General features: G+C 61.9%; 17 protein-coding genes. 8 read left to right on the top strand and 9 right to left on the bottom strand.

The window, feature by feature from the left end; translation table 11 throughout:
* Window positions 1-64: 64 nt before the first annotated feature.
* Both AC1Z1G_RS25415 and rhlE2 read left to right on the top strand, forming a co-directional pair.
* Complete coding sequence (locus AC1Z1G_RS25415; RefSeq protein WP_483623161.1) at window positions 65-877, top strand: substrate-binding periplasmic protein; 813 nt, start codon at window positions 65-67, stop codon at window positions 875-877.
* A 226-nt stretch (window positions 878-1,103) separates the two neighbouring features.
* The gene (gene rhlE2 / locus AC1Z1G_RS25420; protein ID WP_483623163.1) at window positions 1,104-2,969 is read left to right on the top strand and encodes an RNA helicase RhlE2; all 1,866 of its coding nucleotides are present in this window, start codon (window positions 1,104-1,106) and stop codon (window positions 2,967-2,969) included.
* Window positions 2,970-3,154: 185 nt separating this feature from the next.
* On the opposite strand, the gene AC1Z1G_RS25425 is transcribed toward rhlE2, so the two are convergent.
* Both AC1Z1G_RS25425 and AC1Z1G_RS25430 read right to left on the bottom strand, forming a co-directional pair.
* Complete coding sequence (locus AC1Z1G_RS25425; RefSeq protein WP_483623164.1) at window positions 3,155-3,751, bottom strand: YceI family protein; 597 nt, start codon at window positions 3,749-3,751, stop codon at window positions 3,155-3,157.
* A gap of 32 nt (window positions 3,752-3,783) precedes the next feature.
* Window positions 3,784-4,335, bottom strand: coding sequence for a cytochrome b (locus AC1Z1G_RS25430; protein ID WP_483623166.1), 552 nt, complete (start codon window positions 4,333-4,335; stop codon window positions 3,784-3,786).
* Between the two features lie 321 nt (window positions 4,336-4,656).
* Between AC1Z1G_RS25430 and AC1Z1G_RS25435 the strand changes: the two genes are divergently transcribed.
* On the top strand, window positions 4,657-6,063 hold the full coding sequence (locus AC1Z1G_RS25435; RefSeq protein WP_483623168.1) for an adenosylmethionine--8-amino-7-oxononanoate transaminase: 1,407 nt from the start codon (window positions 4,657-4,659) through the stop codon (window positions 6,061-6,063).
* Window positions 6,064-6,234: 171 nt separating this feature from the next.
* Window positions 6,235-6,954, top strand: a complete 720-nt coding sequence (locus AC1Z1G_RS25440) for a 16S rRNA (uracil(1498)-N(3))-methyltransferase (RefSeq protein ID WP_483623170.1) — start codon at window positions 6,235-6,237, stop codon at window positions 6,952-6,954.
* Window positions 6,955-6,994: 40 nt separating this feature from the next.
* Here AC1Z1G_RS25440 and trhA read toward each other — a convergent pair whose 3' ends face one another.
* From trhA to pilG, 7 genes are all read right to left on the bottom strand, one after another.
* Window positions 6,995-7,612 (bottom strand): PAQR family membrane homeostasis protein TrhA, encoded by a 618-nt coding sequence (trhA, locus tag AC1Z1G_RS25445; protein WP_483623172.1) that lies wholly within the window; start codon window positions 7,610-7,612, stop codon window positions 6,995-6,997.
* 143 nt (window positions 7,613-7,755) lie between these two features.
* Complete coding sequence (locus AC1Z1G_RS25450) at window positions 7,756-8,211, bottom strand: chemotaxis protein CheW (protein WP_483623174.1); 456 nt, start codon at window positions 8,209-8,211, stop codon at window positions 7,756-7,758.
* The gene (locus AC1Z1G_RS25455) at window positions 8,204-14,131 is read right to left on the bottom strand and encodes an Hpt domain-containing protein (RefSeq protein ID WP_483623176.1); all 5,928 of its coding nucleotides are present in this window, start codon (window positions 14,129-14,131) and stop codon (window positions 8,204-8,206) included. Before AC1Z1G_RS25455 ends, AC1Z1G_RS25450 begins: the two co-directional genes overlap by 8 nt.
* A 37-nt stretch (window positions 14,132-14,168) precedes the next feature.
* Complete coding sequence (locus tag AC1Z1G_RS25460) at window positions 14,169-16,229, bottom strand: methyl-accepting chemotaxis protein (RefSeq protein WP_483623178.1); 2,061 nt, start codon at window positions 16,227-16,229, stop codon at window positions 14,169-14,171.
* Between the two features lie 104 nt (window positions 16,230-16,333).
* Window positions 16,334-16,873, bottom strand: coding sequence for a chemotaxis protein CheW (locus AC1Z1G_RS25465; protein ID WP_483623180.1), 540 nt, complete (start codon window positions 16,871-16,873; stop codon window positions 16,334-16,336).
* Between the two features lie 10 nt (window positions 16,874-16,883).
* The gene (gene pilH / locus AC1Z1G_RS25470) at window positions 16,884-17,249 is read right to left on the bottom strand and encodes a twitching motility response regulator PilH (RefSeq protein ID WP_483623181.1); all 366 of its coding nucleotides are present in this window, start codon (window positions 17,247-17,249) and stop codon (window positions 16,884-16,886) included.
* A gap of 57 nt (window positions 17,250-17,306) precedes the next feature.
* Complete coding sequence (gene pilG / locus AC1Z1G_RS25475) at window positions 17,307-17,711, bottom strand: twitching motility response regulator PilG (RefSeq protein WP_483623183.1); 405 nt, start codon at window positions 17,709-17,711, stop codon at window positions 17,307-17,309.
* A 261-nt stretch (window positions 17,712-17,972) separates the two neighbouring features.
* Between pilG and gshB the strand changes: the two genes are divergently transcribed.
* The 4 genes from gshB to ruvX all read left to right on the top strand — a co-directional run bounded on the left by gshB (window position 17,973) and on the right by ruvX (window position 21,114).
* On the top strand, window positions 17,973-18,926 hold the full coding sequence (gene gshB / locus AC1Z1G_RS25480; protein WP_483623184.1) for a glutathione synthase: 954 nt from the start codon (window positions 17,973-17,975) through the stop codon (window positions 18,924-18,926).
* 101 nt (window positions 18,927-19,027) lie between these two features.
* A complete protein-coding gene (locus AC1Z1G_RS25485) occupies window positions 19,028-19,927 on the top strand; it encodes a TonB family protein (RefSeq protein ID WP_483623186.1) in 900 nt (299 codons plus the stop codon).
* Window positions 19,928-20,107: 180 nt separating this feature from the next.
* A complete protein-coding gene (locus tag AC1Z1G_RS25490) occupies window positions 20,108-20,677 on the top strand; it encodes a YqgE/AlgH family protein (protein WP_483623187.1) in 570 nt (189 codons plus the stop codon).
* Window positions 20,677-21,114: a Holliday junction resolvase RuvX gene (gene ruvX, locus AC1Z1G_RS25495; protein WP_483623189.1), complete on the top strand. Its 438-nt coding sequence runs from the start codon at window positions 20,677-20,679 to the stop codon at window positions 21,112-21,114. The genes AC1Z1G_RS25490 and ruvX overlap by 1 nt, the downstream gene beginning before the upstream one ends.
* Window positions 21,115-21,167 lie beyond the last annotated feature (53 nt).

The following is a 21,167-nucleotide window of genomic DNA, read 5'->3' on the forward strand; positions in this document are numbered from 1 at the left end:
CTTGAGTTAGAGCATCTGCGCCCGGTTTCTGGCTCTTTACGGTTTCTCGTCGTAATCTCAAGTCATGCCCGTCATTGCCCAGTTGCTGACAGCCCTTCTCTTTGCTTGCCTGAGCCTTAACGCACGGGGCGAGAAGCTGCGCATTGTCACCGAACCCTGGGCGCCCTATGTCTATGAGGAAAACGGCAAGGCCCTGGGGCTGGACTACGAAACCACGGCGATTGTGTTCAAGCGCCTGGGGATTGAAGTCGAATGGCAGTTCCTGCCCTGGAAACGCTGCCTGGCCATGCTCGACCAAGGGCTGGCCGACGGTGCGCTGGATATTTTCTACAGCAAGGACCGCGACGCGACCCTGCTCTATCCCAGCGAACCGCTGTCGCAAGTCGAGTTCGTGATGTTTTACGCCAATGAACGTCCGCATCCCTTGCGCACCCTCGACGACCTGCGCGGCCTGACCATCGGCACTTCGCCCGGCTATCTGTATAGCCAGGACTTTCGGGAATCGACCCTGTTTACCCGCGAACCGGCACCGACCCACGAGGCCAACTTCGGCAAACTGGTGCGCGGGCGCATCGACCTGCTGATCACTGACCGTCGCGTCGGCCAGCACCTGCTCGATGAATTGAAGTTGCGCGACCAAATCAGCGAAAGCCCCACGGTCATCAGCCACGAAGCCCAGTTCCTGGCGGTCCGCCGCGGTGCCGGCATGGACTTGCTGGTGCAGCGTTTTGGCGCTGAACTCAAGCGTTTCAAGCGCGAACCAGCCTATGCCGAACTGAGCGCACGCTATGGCGCGGCCCCTGCACAAGCACAGGCGTCATCGCCGCAAGTGCACCTTGAAAAAACCGTTGAGCAGCAGGAAAGCGGCGCGCAGTGATTGCTCTGTTATACTCCGGCCTTCCCGCCAGGCTCACGCCCGGACGCTCGGTCTTGTTAAAGGCATCTCGACACCGCTACAGCGCAGCTTTTCAGCCCGCGCGGGCACTCGAAGATGAGCCTTCAAGGCCCAGCAGGACCGGACGCGATTGCGCTTCTCTTAAACGCCATTCGCGCCAGGCAAGACTATCCCATTGGGCCAAGCCCTAACTAAAACAGGATTACTCATGTCCTTTGCTTCCCTCGGTCTCTCCGAGGCTTTAGTCGGTGCCATCGAAGCCGCCGGCTACACCCAGCCTACTCCGGTGCAACAGCGGGCCATTCCCGCCGTGTTGCAAGGTCGCGACCTGATGGTCGCGGCGCAGACAGGCACTGGTAAAACCGGCGGCTTCGCCCTGCCGATTCTGGAGCGTCTGTTCCCCAACGGTCACCCGGACAAATCCCAGCGTCACGGCCCGCGCCAACCGCGTGTCCTGGTCCTGACCCCGACCCGCGAACTGGCCGCACAGGTACACGAGAGCTTCAAGCTCTATGCCCGCGACCTGAAATTCGTCAGTGCCTGCATCTTCGGTGGCGTTGGCATGAACCCACAGGTTCAGGCCATGTCCCGTGGTGTTGACGTGCTGGTGGCCTGCCCGGGTCGCCTGCTCGACCTCGCCGGCCAAGGCAGCGTCGACCTGTCTCATGTGGAAATCCTCGTCCTCGACGAAGCCGACCGCATGCTCGACATGGGTTTCGTCCATGACGTCAAAAAGGTCCTGGCCCGTCTGCCGGCCAAGCGTCAGAACCTGCTGTTCTCGGCAACGTTCTCCAAGGACATTACCGACCTTGCTGGCAAGTTGCTGCACAACCCGGAACGCATCGAAGTCACGCCGCCGAACACCACCGTCGAGCGCATCGAGCAACGCGTTTTCCGCCTGGCCGCCAGCCACAAGCGCTCCTTGCTGGCGCACCTGATTACCGCTGGCGCCTGGGAACAGGTGCTGGTGTTCACCCGCACCAAGCACGGCGCCAACCGTCTGGCCGAGTACCTGGACAAACACGGCCTGAGCGCCGTTGCGATCCACGGCAACAAGAGCCAGAACGCCCGCACCAAAGCCTTGGCCGACTTCAAGGCCGGTGAAGTGCGCATCCTGGTCGCCACCGATATCGCCGCACGTGGCCTGGACATCGATCAGCTACCACACGTGGTCAACTTCGAGCTGCCGAACGTCGACGAAGACTATGTGCACCGTATCGGCCGTACTGGCCGTGCCGGTCGTTCGGGCGAGGCGATCTCGCTGGTGGCCCCGGACGAAGAAAAACTGCTGAAAAGCATTGAGCGCATGACCAAGCAGAAGATCGCCGACGGCGACCTGATGGGCTTTGATGCAAGCAGCGTCGAAGCCGAGAAACCGGAAGTGCGCGAGCGTCCGGATGTGCGTAACCCGCGCAACCCACGTGGCCCGCGCGGCGACGGCCCGAACGGCAGTGGCGGTGGCGGCGGTCGTAAAGACAAAGGCAAGGACAAGGGCGGCAAGGAAAAACCGGCTGCCAGTGGCCGTGGCGAACGCCCGGCGCAAAAGCCGCGTGAAGGCACTCCGGCCCGCGAACAACAGCGCCCGGCACCTCGTGCCTCTGCTGACCGTGCACCGGACGAGTTCCTGGACGACGACGTGGATAACTTCGGTAACCGCGTCGACTACGTGCCTCAAGCCAAACCTGCCCAGGGCCGTGGCCGCCGTCCGGGCGCTCCGGCGCAAGGCTCGGGGGCAGGCGCAGGTGCTCCACGCACCGGCCAGCCACAAGGTCGCCAAAATGGCCCGCGCAACAGCAGCGGCGCCACCACCGGCACCCCGCCAGCCAAGCGCAGCGGTCCACGCAGTGGCGCCCCGCGTGACGGTCAAGCCCGTCGCGAAGAGTCGCGCAACCGCCGCCCGGCCCGTGACGACCAGCCGCGCCAGGAACCCGCCGTGCAGAACCCGCGTGGCAATGCGCCGAAGATCATGCACAAGGAGTCGAAAACCGATCGTTTCCCGACACCCGAGCAACTCGATCAACTGCCAAGCCGCCCACGTGGCGAGAAACCAGCGTTGCTGACCCGCAATCGCTGATTTAGCGCCGCAATGAAAAATGCCCCGGCTCGCGAGACCCGGGGCATTTTTCTAGCCGCCGCAAATTCCCTGTGGGGGCGAGCCTGCTCCCACATTGGTTCTGCGTTGCTTGCCAGAAATGTGTTCGGCAATAAAAAACGCCCCCGGTCGCAAGACCGGGGGCGTTTTTGTGTGTCAGGCGAAAATTACTTCGCTTTCACACCTTCAAACGTGACGTACAGTTCGACCGCATCGGAAGCTGGGCCCAGGTCCTTCTGCTTGCCGAAGTCGCTGCGCTTGATGTGGGTAGTGCCTTCGAAACCGGCACGGTAGCCGCCCCATGGGTCCTTGCCTTCACCCAGGAAAGTGGCCTTGACCACCACCGGCTTGGTCACGCCCAGAATGGTCAAGTCACCTGCCACGTCAGCGGTTTCCTTGCCATCGGCATTCTTGCCGGTAGATTTGACGCTGGTGGACACGAACGTCGCCTTGCCGAACTTGCTCGCATTCAGGAAGTCAGCGCTGGTGATGTGTTTGTCGCGCTCGGCATGGTTGGTAAATACGCTGGCGGTATTCACGTTGAACTCGATTTTGCTGGCTTCTGGCTTGGCAGCGTCGAAGCTGAACTTGCCGTCGATGTCCTTGAAGGTACCGGTGATGAAGCTGTAGCCCAGGTGGCTGATCTTAAAGTCAACGAAGGCGTGCTGGCCTTCCTTGTCGACAACGTAGTCCGCGGCCATCGCCTGACCAGCCGACAACAGTGCAGTACCGATTGCCAGAGCGGCGAGAGTCTTTTTCAACATGCTTTCTATTCCTTTGGAGTCGAGGTTGAACATCAGGCTTTGCGTCCCAGCATTCGTATCAGGGTCGCATCACGGTCGATAAAGTGGTGCTTCAGTGCTGCCAACGCATGGAGACCGGAAAAAATTACCAATGCCCACGCCAGATACAGATGAATCGCACCCGCTATGTCTGCCTGGTCCGGTAGACCGGAAATCAGTGCAGGAATTTCAAACAGGCCAAACACCGGAATCCCGACACCGTCTGCGGTGGAAATCAGGTAACCGGCAATCATCACCGCGAACAGGCCGACATACAGAAAACCATGGCCGAGCTTCGCGCCCAGTCGGGTCATCCGGCTATAGCTGCTCAGGACCGGTGGCGGCGGGCTGACAAAGCGCCAGAGCACCCGCAGCAGCATGACCGCGAACAGTATCAGGCCAATGCTTTTGTGCAGGTCCGGCGCGTCTTTGCGCCAGGTGCTGTAGTAGTCCAGACCGACCATCCACAGACCGAGGGCGAACAAACCGATGACGGCGAGCGCCACGCCCCAGTGCAGAAAGATGCTGACTCCGCCGTAGCGGGAGGAAGAGTTACGTAGCTGCATTGCCCAAATCCTGTAAGAACTGTGACCAAGACTATCGAGTTATCTATCGAGTTAAAGCGGAAAATTTTGCTTTGAAATATCGAGAAATACGATCAAGAGTCTGAAAGGGGTGGGTTAAGGAAAGATTAACCACGTGTTAAGCCTGCTATCGGCAGAACCTCAAGCGTGCCCCGCCAACGCATACGCACGTCAATACAACCATGTGGCGCCCCCCTGTGCCACCCACAAACGACACAATAGGTTGTCCGCTCGCCTGGCATTGCATAGGCTTGCGCGATTGTTTGCCCGCGCACGACGCGAGCCGCCTCGAGGAGACTGAACATGGGCCTGAATAATCAGTGGATGCAACGCGATCTCGCGGTGCTGTGGCATCCCTGCACCCAGATGAAAGACCACGAACAGCTGCCGCTGATCCCGATCAAGCGCGGTGAAGGCGTGTGGCTGGAAGACTTCGAAGGCAAACGTTACCTCGATGCCGTTAGTTCCTGGTGGGTCAACGTGTTCGGTCACGCCAACCCGCGCATCAACCAGCGGATCAAGGATCAGGTCGATCAACTGGAACACGTGATCCTGGCCGGTTTCAGCCACCAACCGGTGATCGAGCTGTCCGAGCGGCTGGTGAAAATCACCCCGCAAGGCCTGACCCGGTGCTTCTACGCCGATAACGGTTCGTCCTGCATCGAAGTCGCGCTGAAAATGAGCTTTCACTACTGGCTCAACCGCGGCCAGCCTGCCAAGAAGCGCTTCGTCACTCTGAGCAACAGCTACCACGGCGAAACCATCGCCGCGATGTCGGTCGGCGATGTGCCGCTGTTCACCGAAACCTACAAGGCCCTGCTGCTGGACACCATCAAGGTGCCAAGCCCGGACTGCTATCTGCGCCCCGAAGGCATGAGCTGGGAAGAACACTCGCGCACTATGTTCGTCGCGATGGAGCAGACCCTCGCCGAAAACCACGACACGGTGGCGGCGGTGATCGTCGAACCGCTGATCCAGGGCGCGGGCGGCATGCGCATGTACCACCCGGTGTACCTGAAACTGTTGCGTGAAGCCTGTGACCGTTACGGCGTGCACCTGATCCACGACGAAATTGCCGTTGGCTTTGGCCGCACCGGGACAATGTTCGCCTGCGAGCAGGCCGGCATCCGCCCGGACTTCCTGTGCCTGTCCAAAGCCCTGACCGGCGGTTACCTGCCGCTGGCGGCGTGCGTCACCACGGACGAGGTCTACAGCGCCTTCTACGATGAATACCCGACCCTGCGCGCCTTCCTCCATTCCCACAGCTACACCGGCAACCCGCTGGCGTGTGCGGCGGCGTTGGCGACGCTGGACATCTTCGAAGAAGACAACGTCATCGAGAGCAACAAGGCCCTGGCCCAGCGCATGACCACCGCAACCGCACACCTGGTGGATCACCCCCACGTGTCGGAAGTGCGTCAGACCGGCATGGTACTGGCCGTCGAGATGGTGCAGGACAAGGCCAGCAAAACCGCTTACCCGTGGCAGGAACGTCGTGGGCTGAAGGTGTTCCAGCATGCGCTGGAGCGTGGTGCGCTGCTGCGACCGCTGGGCAACGTGGTGTATTTCCTGCCTCCGTACGTGATTACGCCCGAGCAGATCGACTTCTTGGCTGAAGTCGCCAGCGAAGGGATCGACATCGCAACGAGCAACAAGGTCAGCGTGGCGGTGCCGAAGGACTTTCATCCGGGGTTCCGTGATCCGGGCTAACAGCCACTGAGCCTTCCCTGTGGGAGCGGGCTTGCTCGCGAAGAGGCCGTGTCAGTCGACATTGATGCTGACTGACACTGCGCTTTCGCGAGCAAGCCCGCTCCCACAGAGGTTTGTCGCTGAGCAGTCGATACCTACTCAGATGAATAACACCCTTTTCAGAGAACCAGAATGAGACTGTCCCGCTTCTTTATCGACGCCCCCCTGAGCCTCGGCGAACATGAACTGCCCGAAGCCCAGGCGCACTACATCAGCCGCGTGCTGCGCATGGCCGAAGGCGATGCGTTGCAAGTGTTCGACGGTTCTGGCCAGGAGTTCCTCGGCACGCTGGCGGAAGTCGGCAAGAAACGCGTGCGCGTGGCGTTGACGGAAAGCTTCGCCGGGCAAATCGAGTCACCACTGCACATTCACCTGGGCCAGGGTCTGTCCCGGGGCGAGCGGATGGATTGGGCTATTCAAAAAGCCACCGAGTTGGGTGTGAACGAAATCACTCCGATCTTCAGTGATCGCTGCGAAGTCCGGCTCAAGGACGAACGCGCCGACAAGCGTTTGCAGCACTGGCGCCAGGTCGCCATCAGCGCTTGCGAACAATGCGGGCGTTCACGCGTACCGGTGATTCACCCGCCCTTGCTGCTGGCCGACTGGCTGAAACAGACCGAGGCCGAACTGAAACTGGTGCTGCACCCAGTGGCCGAGCCGCTGGTGAGCCATGCCAAACCTGCAACCCTGGCGTTCCTGATCGGCCCGGAAGGCGGGTTGTCGGACGTGGAAGTCGATCAGGCTCAAAGCGCCGGCTTCCATTCCGCCCGCCTCGGCCCACGAGTACTGCGCACCGAAACCGCGCCGGTGGTGGCGTTGGCCGTGGCTCAGCAGTTGTGGGGCGATTTCTAGTCCCCTATCGCGAGCCTGCTCGCGATGGCCGCGCCTCGGTTTAAAGCACGTAGAACAGGATCGCCACAAAGTGCAGCAGACTGCCGGCAATGACGAACAGGTGCCAGATGCCGTGGGCGTGGCGCAGTCGGCTGTCGAGTGCGAAGAAGATGATGCCGACGGTATAAAACACCCCGCCCGCCGCCAGCCAGGCAAACCCCACGCCGCCCAGCGCGGCCATCAACGGCTTGACCGCCACCAGCACGATCCAACCCATCACCGCGTAGATCACAATCGACAGGATTCGCGCTTCGGAGCGGGGCTTGATCTCTTGCAACATGCCGATCACCGCCAGCCCCCAGACGATGCCGAACAACGTCCAGCCCCACGGCCCGCGCAGCGTGACCAGGCAAAACGGTGTGTAACTGCCGGCAATCAGCAGGTAAATCGACAGGTGATCGACCTTCTGCATGATGGTTTTCGCCCGACCGCGCACGCTGTGGTACACCGTCGACACGCTGTACAGCACCAACAAGGTAAATCCGTAGATCGCCACGCTGACAATCTTCCATGGGCTGCCGTCCATGCTGGCAATCACCAGCAACCAGACCGCTCCGACAAACGCTGCAATCGCGCCCACCAGATGGGTCCAGGCGTTGAATCTTTCCCCGTGATACATGTATGACTCACCTTAAAACCAGGACAACCGTGCGCAAGGCTCAGGCTTGTAGCCTGAAAGCACAATGTTTCAGAAGAATGTTATCGCCAACGTGGATCGTTCCCAACGGACGCGTTCGACCCGTCGACATGGCAACGATCACCTCAGACCAACCCCGCCCCCACCAGCAACTCCTCCAACGCCAACAGGTCCGGGACTTTGGCCACTTGTTCGGCGACTTGCACCGCTGCGTGTTCCAGGGTGCACAGCGGCACGTCGACGTAACTCAACTGGCTGTCGAGTTTGTAGGAGCGCGGGATGCCCTGCACCAGCAAGGCTATGAACTTGAGGTCCGGGCGGCCGCCAAGAGCATTGAGCACAACAATGCGGGCGCGGTCGCCGATCACGGTTTTCTGGCCGCACGCCGATTCGAAGCTCAGTAACGGAATTTGCCGATCACGCCAGCTCACCAACCCCAGGTACCAGGGCGGTGAGTCAAGATCGAAAGCACCGGGCTGGTAGTCGATCAGTTCGGCAACGGCAACGTTGGGCAGGATCAGGTTGCGATCCGCCAAGGGCAGCAGCAGCCCGGTGAGGTTGCTGGCGCGATGTTCATGCATGGGTTTTGCTCCACAGGGCGATGCTTTCGAGCAGCACCGACTCCTGGTACGGCTTGCCCAGGTAGTCGTTGACGCCAATGGCCATGGCGCGGTCGCGGTGCTTCTGACCGGTGCGCGAAGTGATCATGATGATCGGCAAGTGCTGCAAGCGCGGGTCGTTGCGTACCTGCATGGCCACTTCGAAGCCGTCCATGCGCGGCATTTCGATGTCCAGCAGCATCAGGTCCGGCAGGTGCTCTTCGAGCACCATCATCGCGTCGACCCCGTCCTTGGCTGTCAGCACGTTCATGCCGTGGCGTTCGAGCAGACGGCTGGTGACCTTGCGCACCGTCACCGAGTCGTCGACCACCAACACCAGCATCGGCCGCTGCGCCTGGGCGTCATTGCCGGTTTCCAGCACTGCGGTACGCGACGGCACACGGGCCTGCATCGCCCGGATCGGCGCCAGCAGGTCTAGAATCAGCACCACCCGGCCATCGCCCAGAATGGTCGCGCCCGACAACCCCTGCACCCCGGCGAACTGCGGTCCGAGGCTCTTGACCACGATTTCCCGGGTGCCGGCCATGGCGTCGACTTGCACCGCGATCCGTCGTTCGTTGCACTGCACCAGCAGCACCGGCAACGGCAGGCTCTGGCCCAACAGTTTCGGGCGCACGCTGGTTTTCAGCAACTCGCCCAGGTAGCACAGTTCATAGTGCTGCCCGGCGTACGTGTAGCGCGGCGGGTCGAGCTGATAATACGTCTCCAGCTCATTGGGCAGCACTCGCACGATCCCCTCGATGGTGTTCAGCGGAATCGCGTACTGGTCCTCCGCACACTGCACCATCAGTGCGCGGTTGACCGACACGGTAAACGGCAAACGAATACGAAAGTGCACGCCCTGCCCAGGCACAGAGTCGATGGTCATGGTGCCGCCCAGTTGCCGGACTTCTTCGTGGACCACGTCCATGCCGACACCGCGCCCGGAGATCTGGGTGATTTTCTCGGCGGTGGAAAACCCCGGTTGCAGAATGAACTGCAAGACATCGCGGTCACTGATCTCGGTGTTCGGGTCAAGCAACCCACGCTTGATCGCCTTGCGCCGCACAGCCTCCAGCGGCACCCCGGCACCGTCATCACGGATGTCGAAAATGATGTCGCCGCCCTCGCGGGACAGGTCGAGGGTAATCCGCCCCTGGGCAGGCTTGCCGGCCGCCACGCGCACCTCGGTGGCTTCCAGACCGTGGTCGACAGCGTTGCGCAGCATGTGCTCCAGCGGCGCGGCCATGCGCTCCAGCACGTTGCGGTCCATCTCGCCTTCGGCGTTGCCGACGATGAATTCGACATCCTTGCCCAGCTCGCTCGAAACCTGGCGGACGATGCGCTTGAGCCGCGGCAACATCCGTTCGAACGGCACCATGCGCGTGCGCATCAGGCCTTCCTGCAATTCGGTATTGATGCGGCCCTGCTGCTGCAACAGGTTTTCTGCGTCATGGTTACGCCGGTCGAGGGTTTCCTTGAGGTCGAGCAAATCGGAGGCGGATTCAAACAACGCCCGCGACAGCTGCTGCAACTGGGAATGGCGGTCCATCTCCAGTGGGTCGAATTCTTCATAACCCAAGCGCTCGGCTTCAACCTGCTGACGGCTGAGAATCCGCCCCTGGGTTTCGGTATCAAGCCGGCGCAACTGGTCGCGCATTCGCTCAATGGTGGTTTCCATCTCGCTCAGAGCCACGCGGGCATCGTTGACCTGTTGTTCGATCCGTCCTCGAAAGATCGAGGTTTCGCCGGCCAGGTTGACCAGATCATCCAGCAACTCTGCCGAGACCTTGACCATGTCGGCCGCGATCTCGGCTGGCGCAACCGGCGCCTCGGGCTTGACCGGCAGCGGCGCGAGCGGTTCTGCCGCGGGTGCCTCTGGAGCGTTGGCGGCCGGGTGGGTGAAGTCGCGGATCGCCTCGATCAGTTCATCGGCCGACAACACCGGTTGACCGGCGCGTGTCGCGTCGAGCATCTGCGCCAGGCGGTCATGGCAGCCCTGCAACAGACCGAACAGCGCGGCGGTCGGTTGCAGCAGCCCGGCCGACAAGCCTTCGTAGAGAAACTCCAGCTCGTGGGCCAGGTCACCAATCGGGGTAATTTCGACCATCCGTGCACCGCCCTTGAGGGTGTGCAGGTCACGCAGCAGGGTTTCGACTTCCTGACGGCTTTGCGGCTCGGCTTGCCAGCGCACCAGCGCCGCGCCTGAGCTGTCGATAATGTCGAACCCTTCTTCGAGGAAGATCTCCAGCAACTCCGGGTCGTGCACCGCCGAGTCGCTCCCGGCCGGTGCTTGCGGCGCTTCAGGGCTGGCGCCGTTGCCCTGGCGAAACTCGCGAATGGCCTCGATCAGCGTTGTCGGGTCGTCCAGTGATTGCTGGCGTTGCAGTTGTTCCAACAACACCGCGAGGTGGTCATGGCTCTGTTGCAGCAATGACACCAGGTCAGCGCCGTGGCTGTGGCGTCGGTCCACCAACCCTTCGTAAAGACTTTCCAGCTCATGGGCCAGATCACCAACCGGCCCGACTTCGGCCATCCGCGCGCCGCCCTTGAGGGTGTGCAAGTCGCGCTGCAACGACGACAACGGCGCCGCGTTGTCCGGGTCGTGCAACCAGCGCTGCAAGGCCTGACCCGCACTTTCGAGGATGTCCGCTGCTTCTTCGAGGAAGATCGAGACAATTTCATCGTCCGCCGATGACGTTTGCTCAAGCGTTGCCGTGGCGCGGCCCAGTTCGGTGATGCTCAGGGTACGGCTGCCGTCGCTGCGAATCAGGCCCATGGCCGAAGGATCGAGGCCCTCATCGAGCAACTCGCGCAATGCCCGGATACGGGCAGGCTGCGGGCTGACTTCCTGGCCAGCAGCCAGTTCGTCGAGCATGTTGATCAGGGCTTCGTGGGCACTTTTCGCCTCATGGAAAAACCGCTCGCTGACCGCCAGGCTGCTTTCTTCCACCGCGCCATACAGATCGAGCAAGGCCTCGCAGAGTTCATCCACCGGGTGCAGGTCTGCCAGGTGCGCGCCTTCGCCCAGTGTCGTCAGTTCATCCAGCAACGCGCTGAGTTCAAGACGTTCGCCGGGGTGCTGCTGCCAACGCTGAAGCAGGCTTTCGGCGTCCAGCAGGATGTCCATGCCCTGGGCCAGGAAGTTGTTGATGAGCTGCGGATCACGCTTGATCCGCAGCCCGGTGTTCGGCGCACTGAGGATTGCTTCCAGCCGTTCGGCAAGCAGGGTCCGGGTGCGTTCGATCAGGCTTTGGGCACCGGCAATCCCGGCCAGCGGGTCGCGGCCCAACTGCTTCAGGCCCCGGCGAAACAGGCCTTCGGCTTCAAGCAGCAACTCGACTTCGTCCAGGTCCAGCGGCATCTGGTGTGCCTTGAACTCGCGGGCAAGGTGATCCAGCGGCGCCGCCAGCTCAGCGATCGGCAACACACCAGCCATCGACGCACTGCCCTTGAGGGTGTGCAGAGCGCGTTGCAACTCGTCGCTGGCCTGCAAGGGCATGTGCTCGGCGGCCTGATCGAGAAAGCGGTTAAGGCTGGCGAGGTGGGTTTCGGCCTCGTTGCGGAAGATCTCCAGCAACTGCGGATCGAGTGCGGCATCTTGGGGTGACACACCTTCCGGGGCAGGCTCATCGCCCTTGGCCAGCGCATGGGCACGGGCGGCCAGGCGGTCGACATCATCGCGCTGGCGCTGGCCATTAGCGGCAAATTCGTCCACCAGTTCGGGCAACAATTCCAAAGCATCGGCCAACAGCTGCTGCACCGCCGCACCGGGTTCGACGCTGCGTTCCAGCACGCGGTTGAGCAGGTTTTCCATCGCCCAGGCCAGCTCGGCGAGGACCAGCGCACGGACCATCCGCCCGCTGCCCTTCAAGGTATGGAAGGCCCGGCGCAACTCACCCAGGACCGAGGCACTGTCAGGGCTGGCGGACCAGCGCGGCAGGTACTCGCGCAGCACGTCGAGGACTTCGTCGGTCTCCTCAAGGAACACTTCACGCAGCTCGTCATCCACTGGCGCCTCGCCGAGCGGCGGCGGCAACAGGCTGCCCGGCGTGTTGAGGGCTGGCGGGTTCACGGCGGACACCGGGCTGGCCAGCACCTCGGCCAGGGATTGCACCACCTGCGGATCGCCCAGCGCTTGCAGGTCCTGCATCACCTGCGCTTCGTCGGGGGCAAGCACGTCATTGAGCAACGGCACCTGCGGCTCGCGAGGGACGTAGCCCAGCGCCGCGAGGCTTCGCTCGGCAACGTCCAGCAGCGCCTCGCCGGGCGCTTCGTGATCGTCACTCAAACGCTCCAGATAATATTCCAGGCTGGTGATCGCATCCGCCAGGTGGTCGAGTTGCTGCCAGCCGGGCTGGGCCTGATCCACCAGCAGGTGCTCGCGGATAAACCTGTTACAGGCTTCCAGCAGGCTCGCCGCACGGCTTAACGGAATCATCGCCAGCGCGCCACGCACCTGGGTCAACAGGGCCGGCAGCGGTTGCAGGTGCTGGCGGTCCCAGTCGGCGTCGATGTAGTCGACGATCATGTCCTTGGCCTGTTGCAGGCAGATGCGGGCTTCCTTGATGACAATCTGGTGGATCTGCGTCAGGTCGGTGGTCGGCAGGCGGCTTTCTTCACGGCTTTCCGGTTCGACGGTGCCGACCATTCCGGCCAGGGTCGCTTCGACGTAAAGCAACGCACCCGCGACATCCATCAGGGTCGCGTCATTGGGTTCGCGCTGGCCCTGGGCGAGGCTCTGGACCACCGCCAACTGATCGATGATGACCTTGCGCGGCTGGCCGAAACCCAGCACTGCCAGGGTGTCGGCGATCTGCCGCAACGGCGCCAGCAGGCTGTCGAGGTCCGAGGTGTGCTGCCGGTCGCTGCGCACGAACAGGTCAAGCCGCTCCTTGACCCGCACCAGCTCTTCGCACAGCGCGGCGAGTACCGAGCGCATGGCGTCGCGGTCAGGGCCGGCCAGGCGGGCGCGCTCCTCATCGACCATGGCGCTGTCCGGCAGCGCCTCATCCAGTCCGTAACGTTCTTTCATGGTATGCATCTGCGCGCTGGGGAATTGGGCCTTGGCAATATAGAACAACAGGCTCTTGAGCAACTCGGGCGGGGCCGGTTCATTGATCCCGGTCATGCCCTGCTCAAGCAGGCGCTTGAGTTCCTTGTCGGCGTCCTTGAACAGGCTGCGCAACGCGGGGCTGTTGGCGATGCTGCCTTGCGCCATGCCCTCGACCAGCGCCGACGCCACTTGCCACAGCGGGTTCAACGGCGAGTTGCGGCACAACCCTTCCAGGCGGGCGAAGACCTTGGCCAGGTAGCCGACGTTGGTTTCATCGTCCTGTTCACGCAGCAGGCCGACCAGGCCCATTTGCAGCAGTTGCCGGGCCTTGCGCAGCATGCCCGGAAGGTCGGGAGGTTCAAGCTGCGCCAGCGCCGCGGCGTCCAGTGGTGCGATCACCGGCAGGTGCGGGCTGAACAGGCTGGTTTCCGACAAAAGGCTCTCGTCCCGGGCACTGCGCAGGTCGTTGATCAGCGGCAACACCACCAGCGGTAAATCGCGGCGGGCACTGTGAACGCGGTCGAGGTAGATCGGCAACTGGCCCAAGGCCTGTTGCAACACATGAATCGCTTCGTCGCGATGGCTGACGCGGTTCTGCTGCAAGGCACCGGCCAGTTGCTCCATTTCTTCGGCAAGCAGGGCCGCGCCGTAGAATTCGACCATTTGCAGGCTGCCGTGGACCTGATGGATGCAGGCCAGGCACTCGTCGATGGCCGGCGTCACCTGCGGGTCCTCGGCCAGGGTGTCGAGGGCCACGTTTTCGAGGGCCAGAGAAGCCTGCTTCAGCGTTTCGGCAATTTCGCCCTTGACCCATTCGAGGGCCACATAGTCGTGCCGATCACCCATAACCACTCCAGTCAAATTCATTCACCGCGTTCAGGGATCAGGCCTGACCGGCGTCTCGCGCAGGGGCCGTCGGCAAGGTGAAACCCGATACCGAACGGCGCAACTGGCTGGCCATCTTCGCCAGGTTGCCGATGCTCTCGGCGGTGGCGGTCGAGCCCGACGAGGTCTGCGTGGTGATCTGCTGGATCACGTTCATCGTCAAGGAAATCTGACCCGCCGACGACGTCTGTTGCTGCGCCGCATTGGAAATACTCTGGATCAGCGCCGCGAGGGTTTTCGACACGCCCTCGATTTCCTCCAGAGCCACTCCGGCATCCTGCGCCAGCCGCGCACCGCGCACCACCTCAGTGGTGGTCTGTTCCATGGAAATCACCGCTTCGTTGGTGTCCGTCTGGATCGCCCGCACCAGGGTTTCGATCTGTCGGGTCGCCGCCGACGAGCGCTCGGCCAGACGCTGCACTTCATCGGCCACCACCGCAAAACCGCGCCCGGCGTCGCCCGCCATGGAAGCCTGAATCGCCGCGTTGAGGGCCAGGATGTTGGTCTGGTCGGCAATGTCATCGATCAGACTGACGATATCGCCGATCTCCTGCGAAGACTCGCCCAAACGCTTGATACGCTTGGCGGTGTCCTGGATCTGCTCGCGAATGTTGTCCATGCCGTGGATGGTGTTGTGCACCACCTCGTTGCCCTTGTTGGCGATTTCCACCGAGCGCTCGGCCACCGCCGAGGACTCGGCAGCGTTGGCCGACACCTGGTCGATGGACTGGGCCATTTCGTTGATCGAAGCCGATGCTTCGCAAATCTGCTGGGCCTGATGCTCGGACGCCTGGGCTAGGTGCATGGCCGTGGCCTGGGTTTCCTGCACGGCCGCCGCGACCTGACCGGCCGTAAGGTTGATGGTCGCCACCAGGTCGCGCAACTGGTCGACCGAATAGTTGATCGAGTCGGCGATGGTCCCGGTAAAGTCTTCGGTCACCGAAGCCGTCACCGTGAGATCACCGTCGGCCAGGTCTGCGATTTCATCGAGCAGGCGCATGATCGCGTTCTGATTGCGCTCGTTCTTCTCGGCGGTTTCCTGCAACTGGCGGTTGGTCTCACGGACCATCACCAAGCCGATCAGGATGATCGAGGCCAGCGCCAGCAAGCCCAGCACGTAACCGCCGATGGTGTCGGTGGTGCGCCCACCCACCAGGTTTTCAAAGCTGCTGGCCAGGTGCGACGCTTCATCGAGCAAGGTCTGGGACAAGCTGAAAATATTGCTCGCCGACTCGCGCACCTTGAACAGTTCGGGGGAGGTTTCGAGAATTTCATCCACGGAGCCGGAGACGAACTCGAACAGCTCGGCAATCTCGGTCAGGCGGGCGCGGGCATCGCGGTCTTCTACCTGGCTGATCTTCAGCGCCGGGTTGCCCTGGAGCATGCCCGTGAGCACCTGGCCGAAACGCGCGGCATCACGGCCGAAGGCGTCGGCTGCCTGCTGGGCGTTTTCGTCTCCGGCCAGCACGGTGTTGACCGCGCCGAGAATCCGTTCGGCCAGCAACGACTGACGCTGGGCCACGGCGACCTGCGTGGCGGGGGCGCCGCGCTGGAGCAGGATGTCGACGACTTTTTCGGACTCGACCTGCAACTGCGGCACGGTTTCGGCCAGAGTCGCGGCAACTTGATGCAAGGACAACACAGTCTGTTCGCTGGAGAGGATCGCGTCGGTGTTCTTCAGCAGGCGCTCCCAGTCCAGCTGCACGGCGCGCATTTCCGGGCGCACGGTCGACGGCGCGGGCGGCAGGCCGGTGGTCGGGTCGCCTTTCTTCAGAAAGCTCCAGCGCTGGGCAAAGTCGTTGCGTGCATCGCTCAGCAGCTTGAACGCCGCAGCCTTGCCGGCCGCCGCTTCGGTGGCGTTCTTGGCGATGCGCTGGGACAGCACGCGCAGCTCACCGGCGTGGCCGATGTACTGTTTGTCGTAGGTAGCCTGGGTGTTGAGGTAGGCGAAGTTGGCGAACAGCAACACGATGAAAATGATCAGTGCGATGAACAGCACGATGATCTGCGACCGGCTGCGCGACCCTTCCGTTGGCTTGCCTGCTTTTGCTTTTGTCATCAATCCTCGCCTGTTAACCAACACCCTTTAGAACTCACCAAAGTACCTGTGGCGATGGAGCAAGCTCCCTCGCCACAAAAGCCTGCTCCCACAAAAGTCTGCAGTTACAGGGCTACGTTCATGAAGCTCTGTGATTGCGCCAGGGCAAACGGGCTGAACACCTGCCAGCATTGCTCGCGCTCGAACCGCCCCTTGATAAACGCCGCCATCGGACCTTGCGCCGTGTCCGCCACATCAGGCCTGAAACTGCTCTGGTCAAAGTGCTGCATACCCAGCACCTCATCGACCATCAACCCGGCAAACACTTCGTTATGCTCGACCACCAGCACCCGCCGCTGCTTGCGCACCGTCGACAGCTCGACACCGAAAAAACCGCACAGGTCCATGACCGGCAGCAGCCGCCCCCGCAGGTTAGCCACACCGCGAACCCATGGCTTGACGCCGGGCAACTGAGTGAAACGGGGCTCGTGCAGCACTTCGCTGACCTCCCCCATCGGCGCCACGTACCAGCGCTCGCCAATGCGAAAACCGATCCCGCTCCAGCCGTGCTGGCGGGTGTGCTGGGACGGCAAATCAGCCGCCAGCAAGCGGCAGCGCGCATCGATCTGCAACAACAGTTCGAACGCCGTCAGCGACTCGGCCATGGCCAACGGCTCAGCCGGCCAGAACGGCGTTCAGGGTTTTGATCAGTGTTTCTTCATCCACCGGTTTGGTCAGGTAATCCCTGGCGCCCTGGCGGGTGCCCCAGACCTTGTCGGTCTCCTGATCCTTGGTGGTAATGATGATCACCGGAATGTGGCCGGTGTCCGGGTCCTTGGTCAACTGGCGGGTCGCCTGAAAACCGTTGAGGCCCGGCATGACAATATCCATCAGCACGGCGTCGGGCTTTTCCTGGCGGGCCAGGGCCACGCCATCAGCGCCGTTTTCGGCTTTCAACACTTCATGGCCGTGCTTTTCGAGCATGCCGGTCAGTTTGTACATTTCAGTCGGCGAATCATCGACGATCAGAATACGTGCCATGGTCTTCCCCATTCATATAGACGCCTGGCCCGTTGGCCGGGTGTCGCTGTGCGTGTCCTACTGCGGCGAAACGGCGGCAAAACCCGGGACATGGGCCTGGATCGCACCCAGCAGTTCTTCCTTGCTGAAAGGCTTGGTCAAGAACTGGTCGGAACCGACGATGCGCCCCTTGGCCTTGTCGAACAGGCCGTCCTTGGACGACAGCATAATCACTGGCGTGGACTTGAACGCACTGTTGTTCTTGATTAAAGCGCAGGTCTGATAACCATCCAGACGCGGCATCATGATGTCGACAAAAATGATCCCCGGATGATGATCGGCAATCTTGGCCAGGGCATCGAAACCATCGACCGCCGTAATCACCTCGCAGCCGACGTTGCGCAACAACGTTTCGGCCGTGCGGCGTATGGTTTTCGAATCGTCGATGACCATGACCTTCAAGGCGTTGGAATGCTGTTCCATATCTGCTCTACCATCGCCACTAGGATTCGATTTTGTCGATGCACGGGTTTTCAATGCGTGAAGCCCTTGATGTTCAAGGCTTCTACGTAGCATGGCAGCCTTTTTAGCACAGTCGCTGGCGGCAATCTATCGAGCAACCGGCGAGGTGGTTTTTCCTTGACCGGGAACACACTGGGCGCCACTCTGACGCCACTTTTTCACGTCATTTTTTGCCCTGCTTTTTATCCAGAGTCGGGCCAGCCCATTTTCGAGGAAACACCCATGAGCGTTCGCGTCGGGATTGTCATGGACCCTATCGCCAGCATTGCCTATAAAAAGGACAGTTCGCTGGCCATGCTGCTGGCCGCCCAGGCACGCGGCTGGACGCTGTTCTATATGGAACAGCGCGACCTGTACCAAAGCGAAGGTGAAGCCCGGGCACGCATGCGCCCATTGAAGGTGTTCGCCAACCCGGAAAAATGGTTTGAGCTGGAAGCCGAAACCGACGCGCTGCTGAGCGATCTGGACGTGATCCTGATGCGCAAGGACCCGCCGTTCGACATGGAATTCGTCTACTCCACGTACCTGCTGGAGCAAGCCGAGCGCGCGGGCGTGCTGGTGGTCAACAAGCCGCAAAGCCTGCGCGACTGCAATGAAAAGCTGTTCGCCACGCTGTTCCCGCAGTGCACGCCGCCGACCGTGGTCAGCCGCCGTGCCGACGTGCTGCGCGAGTTCGCCGCCAAACACGGCGACGTGATCCTCAAGCCGCTGGACGGTATGGGCGGCACTTCGATCTTCCGTCACCGCGCGGGCGATCCGAACCTGTCGGTGATCCTGGAAACCCTGACAGCGTTGGGTGCCCAGCAGATCATGGCCCAGGCTTACCTGCCGGCAATCAAGGACGGCGACAAGCGCATCCTGATGATCGACGGCGAACCGGTGGATTACTGCCTGGCGCGGATTCCGGCCGCTGGCGAAACCCGTGGCAACCTGGCCGCGGGTGGTCGTGGCGAAGCCCGCCCGCTGACTGACAAGGACCGCTGGATCGCTGCACAGGTCGGCCCGACGTTGCGTGAAAAGGGCCTGCTGTTCGTCGGCCTCGACGTGATCGGCGAGCACCTGACGGAAATCAACGTCACCAGCCCGACCTGTATTCGCGAGATCGACAACGCTTTTGGCACGAACATCGGCGAAATGCTGATGGCTGCCATCGATCAGAAGCTTAAAGCCAAGTGATGTAGAACAAACAAGCAGGAACCAACATTGCGTTATCATGCGCCGCCTGTGAAACGCGTGATGTTGGTTTTTGTGATGCCTCTTGTGATGTCGAACCGCTGATGACACTCCCTTCCGATCTGCCCCCCGAACTCGCCCACAGTGGCGTGCGCCCGGCCGATCGCCTCGGTTTTACCCTGTTTCTTGCAGCGCTGATTCACTTGGCCTTGCTGTTGGGCGTCGGGTTCTCCCTTGTCGAACCCAAGCAGATCAGCAAAACCCTGGAAATCACCCTCGCCACGTTCAAAAGCGAAACCAAGCCTAAAAAAGCCGATTTCCTCGCCCAGGAAAACCAGCAAGGCAGCGGCACCCTGGATAAAAAAGCGATTCCCAAGACCACCGAGATCGCGCCGTTCCAGGACAACAAGGTCCAGAAAGTCACGCCTCCACCCTCGGTCAAACCCCAGGTGCCGGAAGCCGCGCCGAAAGCGGCAGTGACCACTGTCGCCCCCGCGCCAAAGAAAGCCGCGACCAAGAAAGAAGAGGTCAAGGCAGAGCCGACGCCCAAGGCCGCGACACCGACGTTCGACAGCTCGCAGCTGTCCAGCGACATCGCCAGCCTGGAAGCCGAACTGGCCCACGAACAACAGCTATACGCCAAGCGCCCGCGCATCCATCGCCTGAGCGCGGCGTCGACCATGCGCGACAAAGGTGCCTGGTACAAAGACGAGTGGCGCAAGAAGGTCGAGCGCATCGGCAACCTGAACTACCCGGACGAAGCCCGGCGCAAGCAGATCTACGGCAATTTGCGCCTGATGGTCTCGATCAACCGCGACGGTTCGCTCTATGAAGTGCTGGTGCTGGAGTCCTCCGGCCAGCCGCTGCTGGATCAGGCCGCACAACGGATCGTGCGACTGGCAGCGCCATTCGCCCCGTTTACCGGCGATCTGTCGGATATCGATCGACTGGAAATCATCCGCACCTGGAAGTTTGCGCGCGGGGACAAGCTCTCCAGCAACTGACCAGCGCAAATCCCTTGTGGGAGCGGGCTTGCTCGCGAATGCGGTCGGTCATTCAACATTGATGTCGACTGACACGACGTCTTCGCGAGCAAGCCCGCTCCCACATTTGATCGCTGTAGACTGCCAAATTGCGGCATCCCCAGCTTGTCAGTTTGCCCCTCCAACGCCACACTAGCGCACATGAAGAACGTCAGCCCCAGCTACCTCAAGCATCACTTCCTGATCGCCATGCCGCACATGGCCGACCCGAACTTTGCTCACACCTTGACCTACATCGTCGAGCACACCGCCAATGGGGCTATGGGGCTGGTAATCAACCGCCCGCAAGACCTGAGCCTGGCGGACATTCTTGAACAATTGCGCCCCGACATCGAGCCGCCAGTACTCTGCCAGCACGTGCCGATCTTTACCGGCGGCCCGGTGCAGACCGATCGCGGTTTTGTGTTGCACCCCATCGGGCCGAAGTACCAGGCAACCGTCGAACTCGACGGCCTCGCCCTGTCCACCTCTCAGGACGTGCTGTTCGCCATCGCTGACGGCGTGGGCCCGGCTAAAAGCCTGATCGCCCTCGGCTATGCCGGTTGGGAAGCCGGGCAACTGGAAGCCGAACTGGCCGACAATGCCTGGCTGACTTGCCCGTTCGAAGCCGACATCCTGTTCAATACCAGCAGCGAACTGCGCCTCGACGCCGCGGCCAGGCATCTGGGCGTCAACCTCAGCCTGCTCACCAGCCAAGCGGGGCACGCCTGATGGCCCTGCGTCTGATACTGGGTTTTGACTACGGCACCAAACAGATTGGCGTCGCCGTCGGCCAGGTGATTACCGGCCAGGCCCGCGAGCTGTGCACGTTGAAAGCCCAAAACGGCATTCCCGACTGGAATCAGGTCGAAGCCCTGATCAAGGAATGGAAACCCGACGCCGTGGTGGTCGGCCTGCCGCTGAACATGGACGGCACGCCGAGTGACATGTGCTTGCGGGCCGAGAAGTTCGCCCGCCGCCTGAATGGCCGCTACAACCTGCCCTTCTATACCCACGATGAACGCCTGACCACCTTCGAGGCCAAAGGCGAACGGCGGGCACAGGGCGGGCAGAAAGGCACTTATCGCGACAACCCGGTCGACGCCATCGCCGCCGCCCTGCTGCTGCAAGGCTGGCTCGATGAAAACGGCGCGTTGTTCGAGTCCTGAACACCGAATCCTGAAGAGCCGTGACCGCGGCTCTACTTAGCGACACCCCGCGC

Source organism: Pseudomonas sp. JL27(2026) (genome assembly GCF_056933555.1).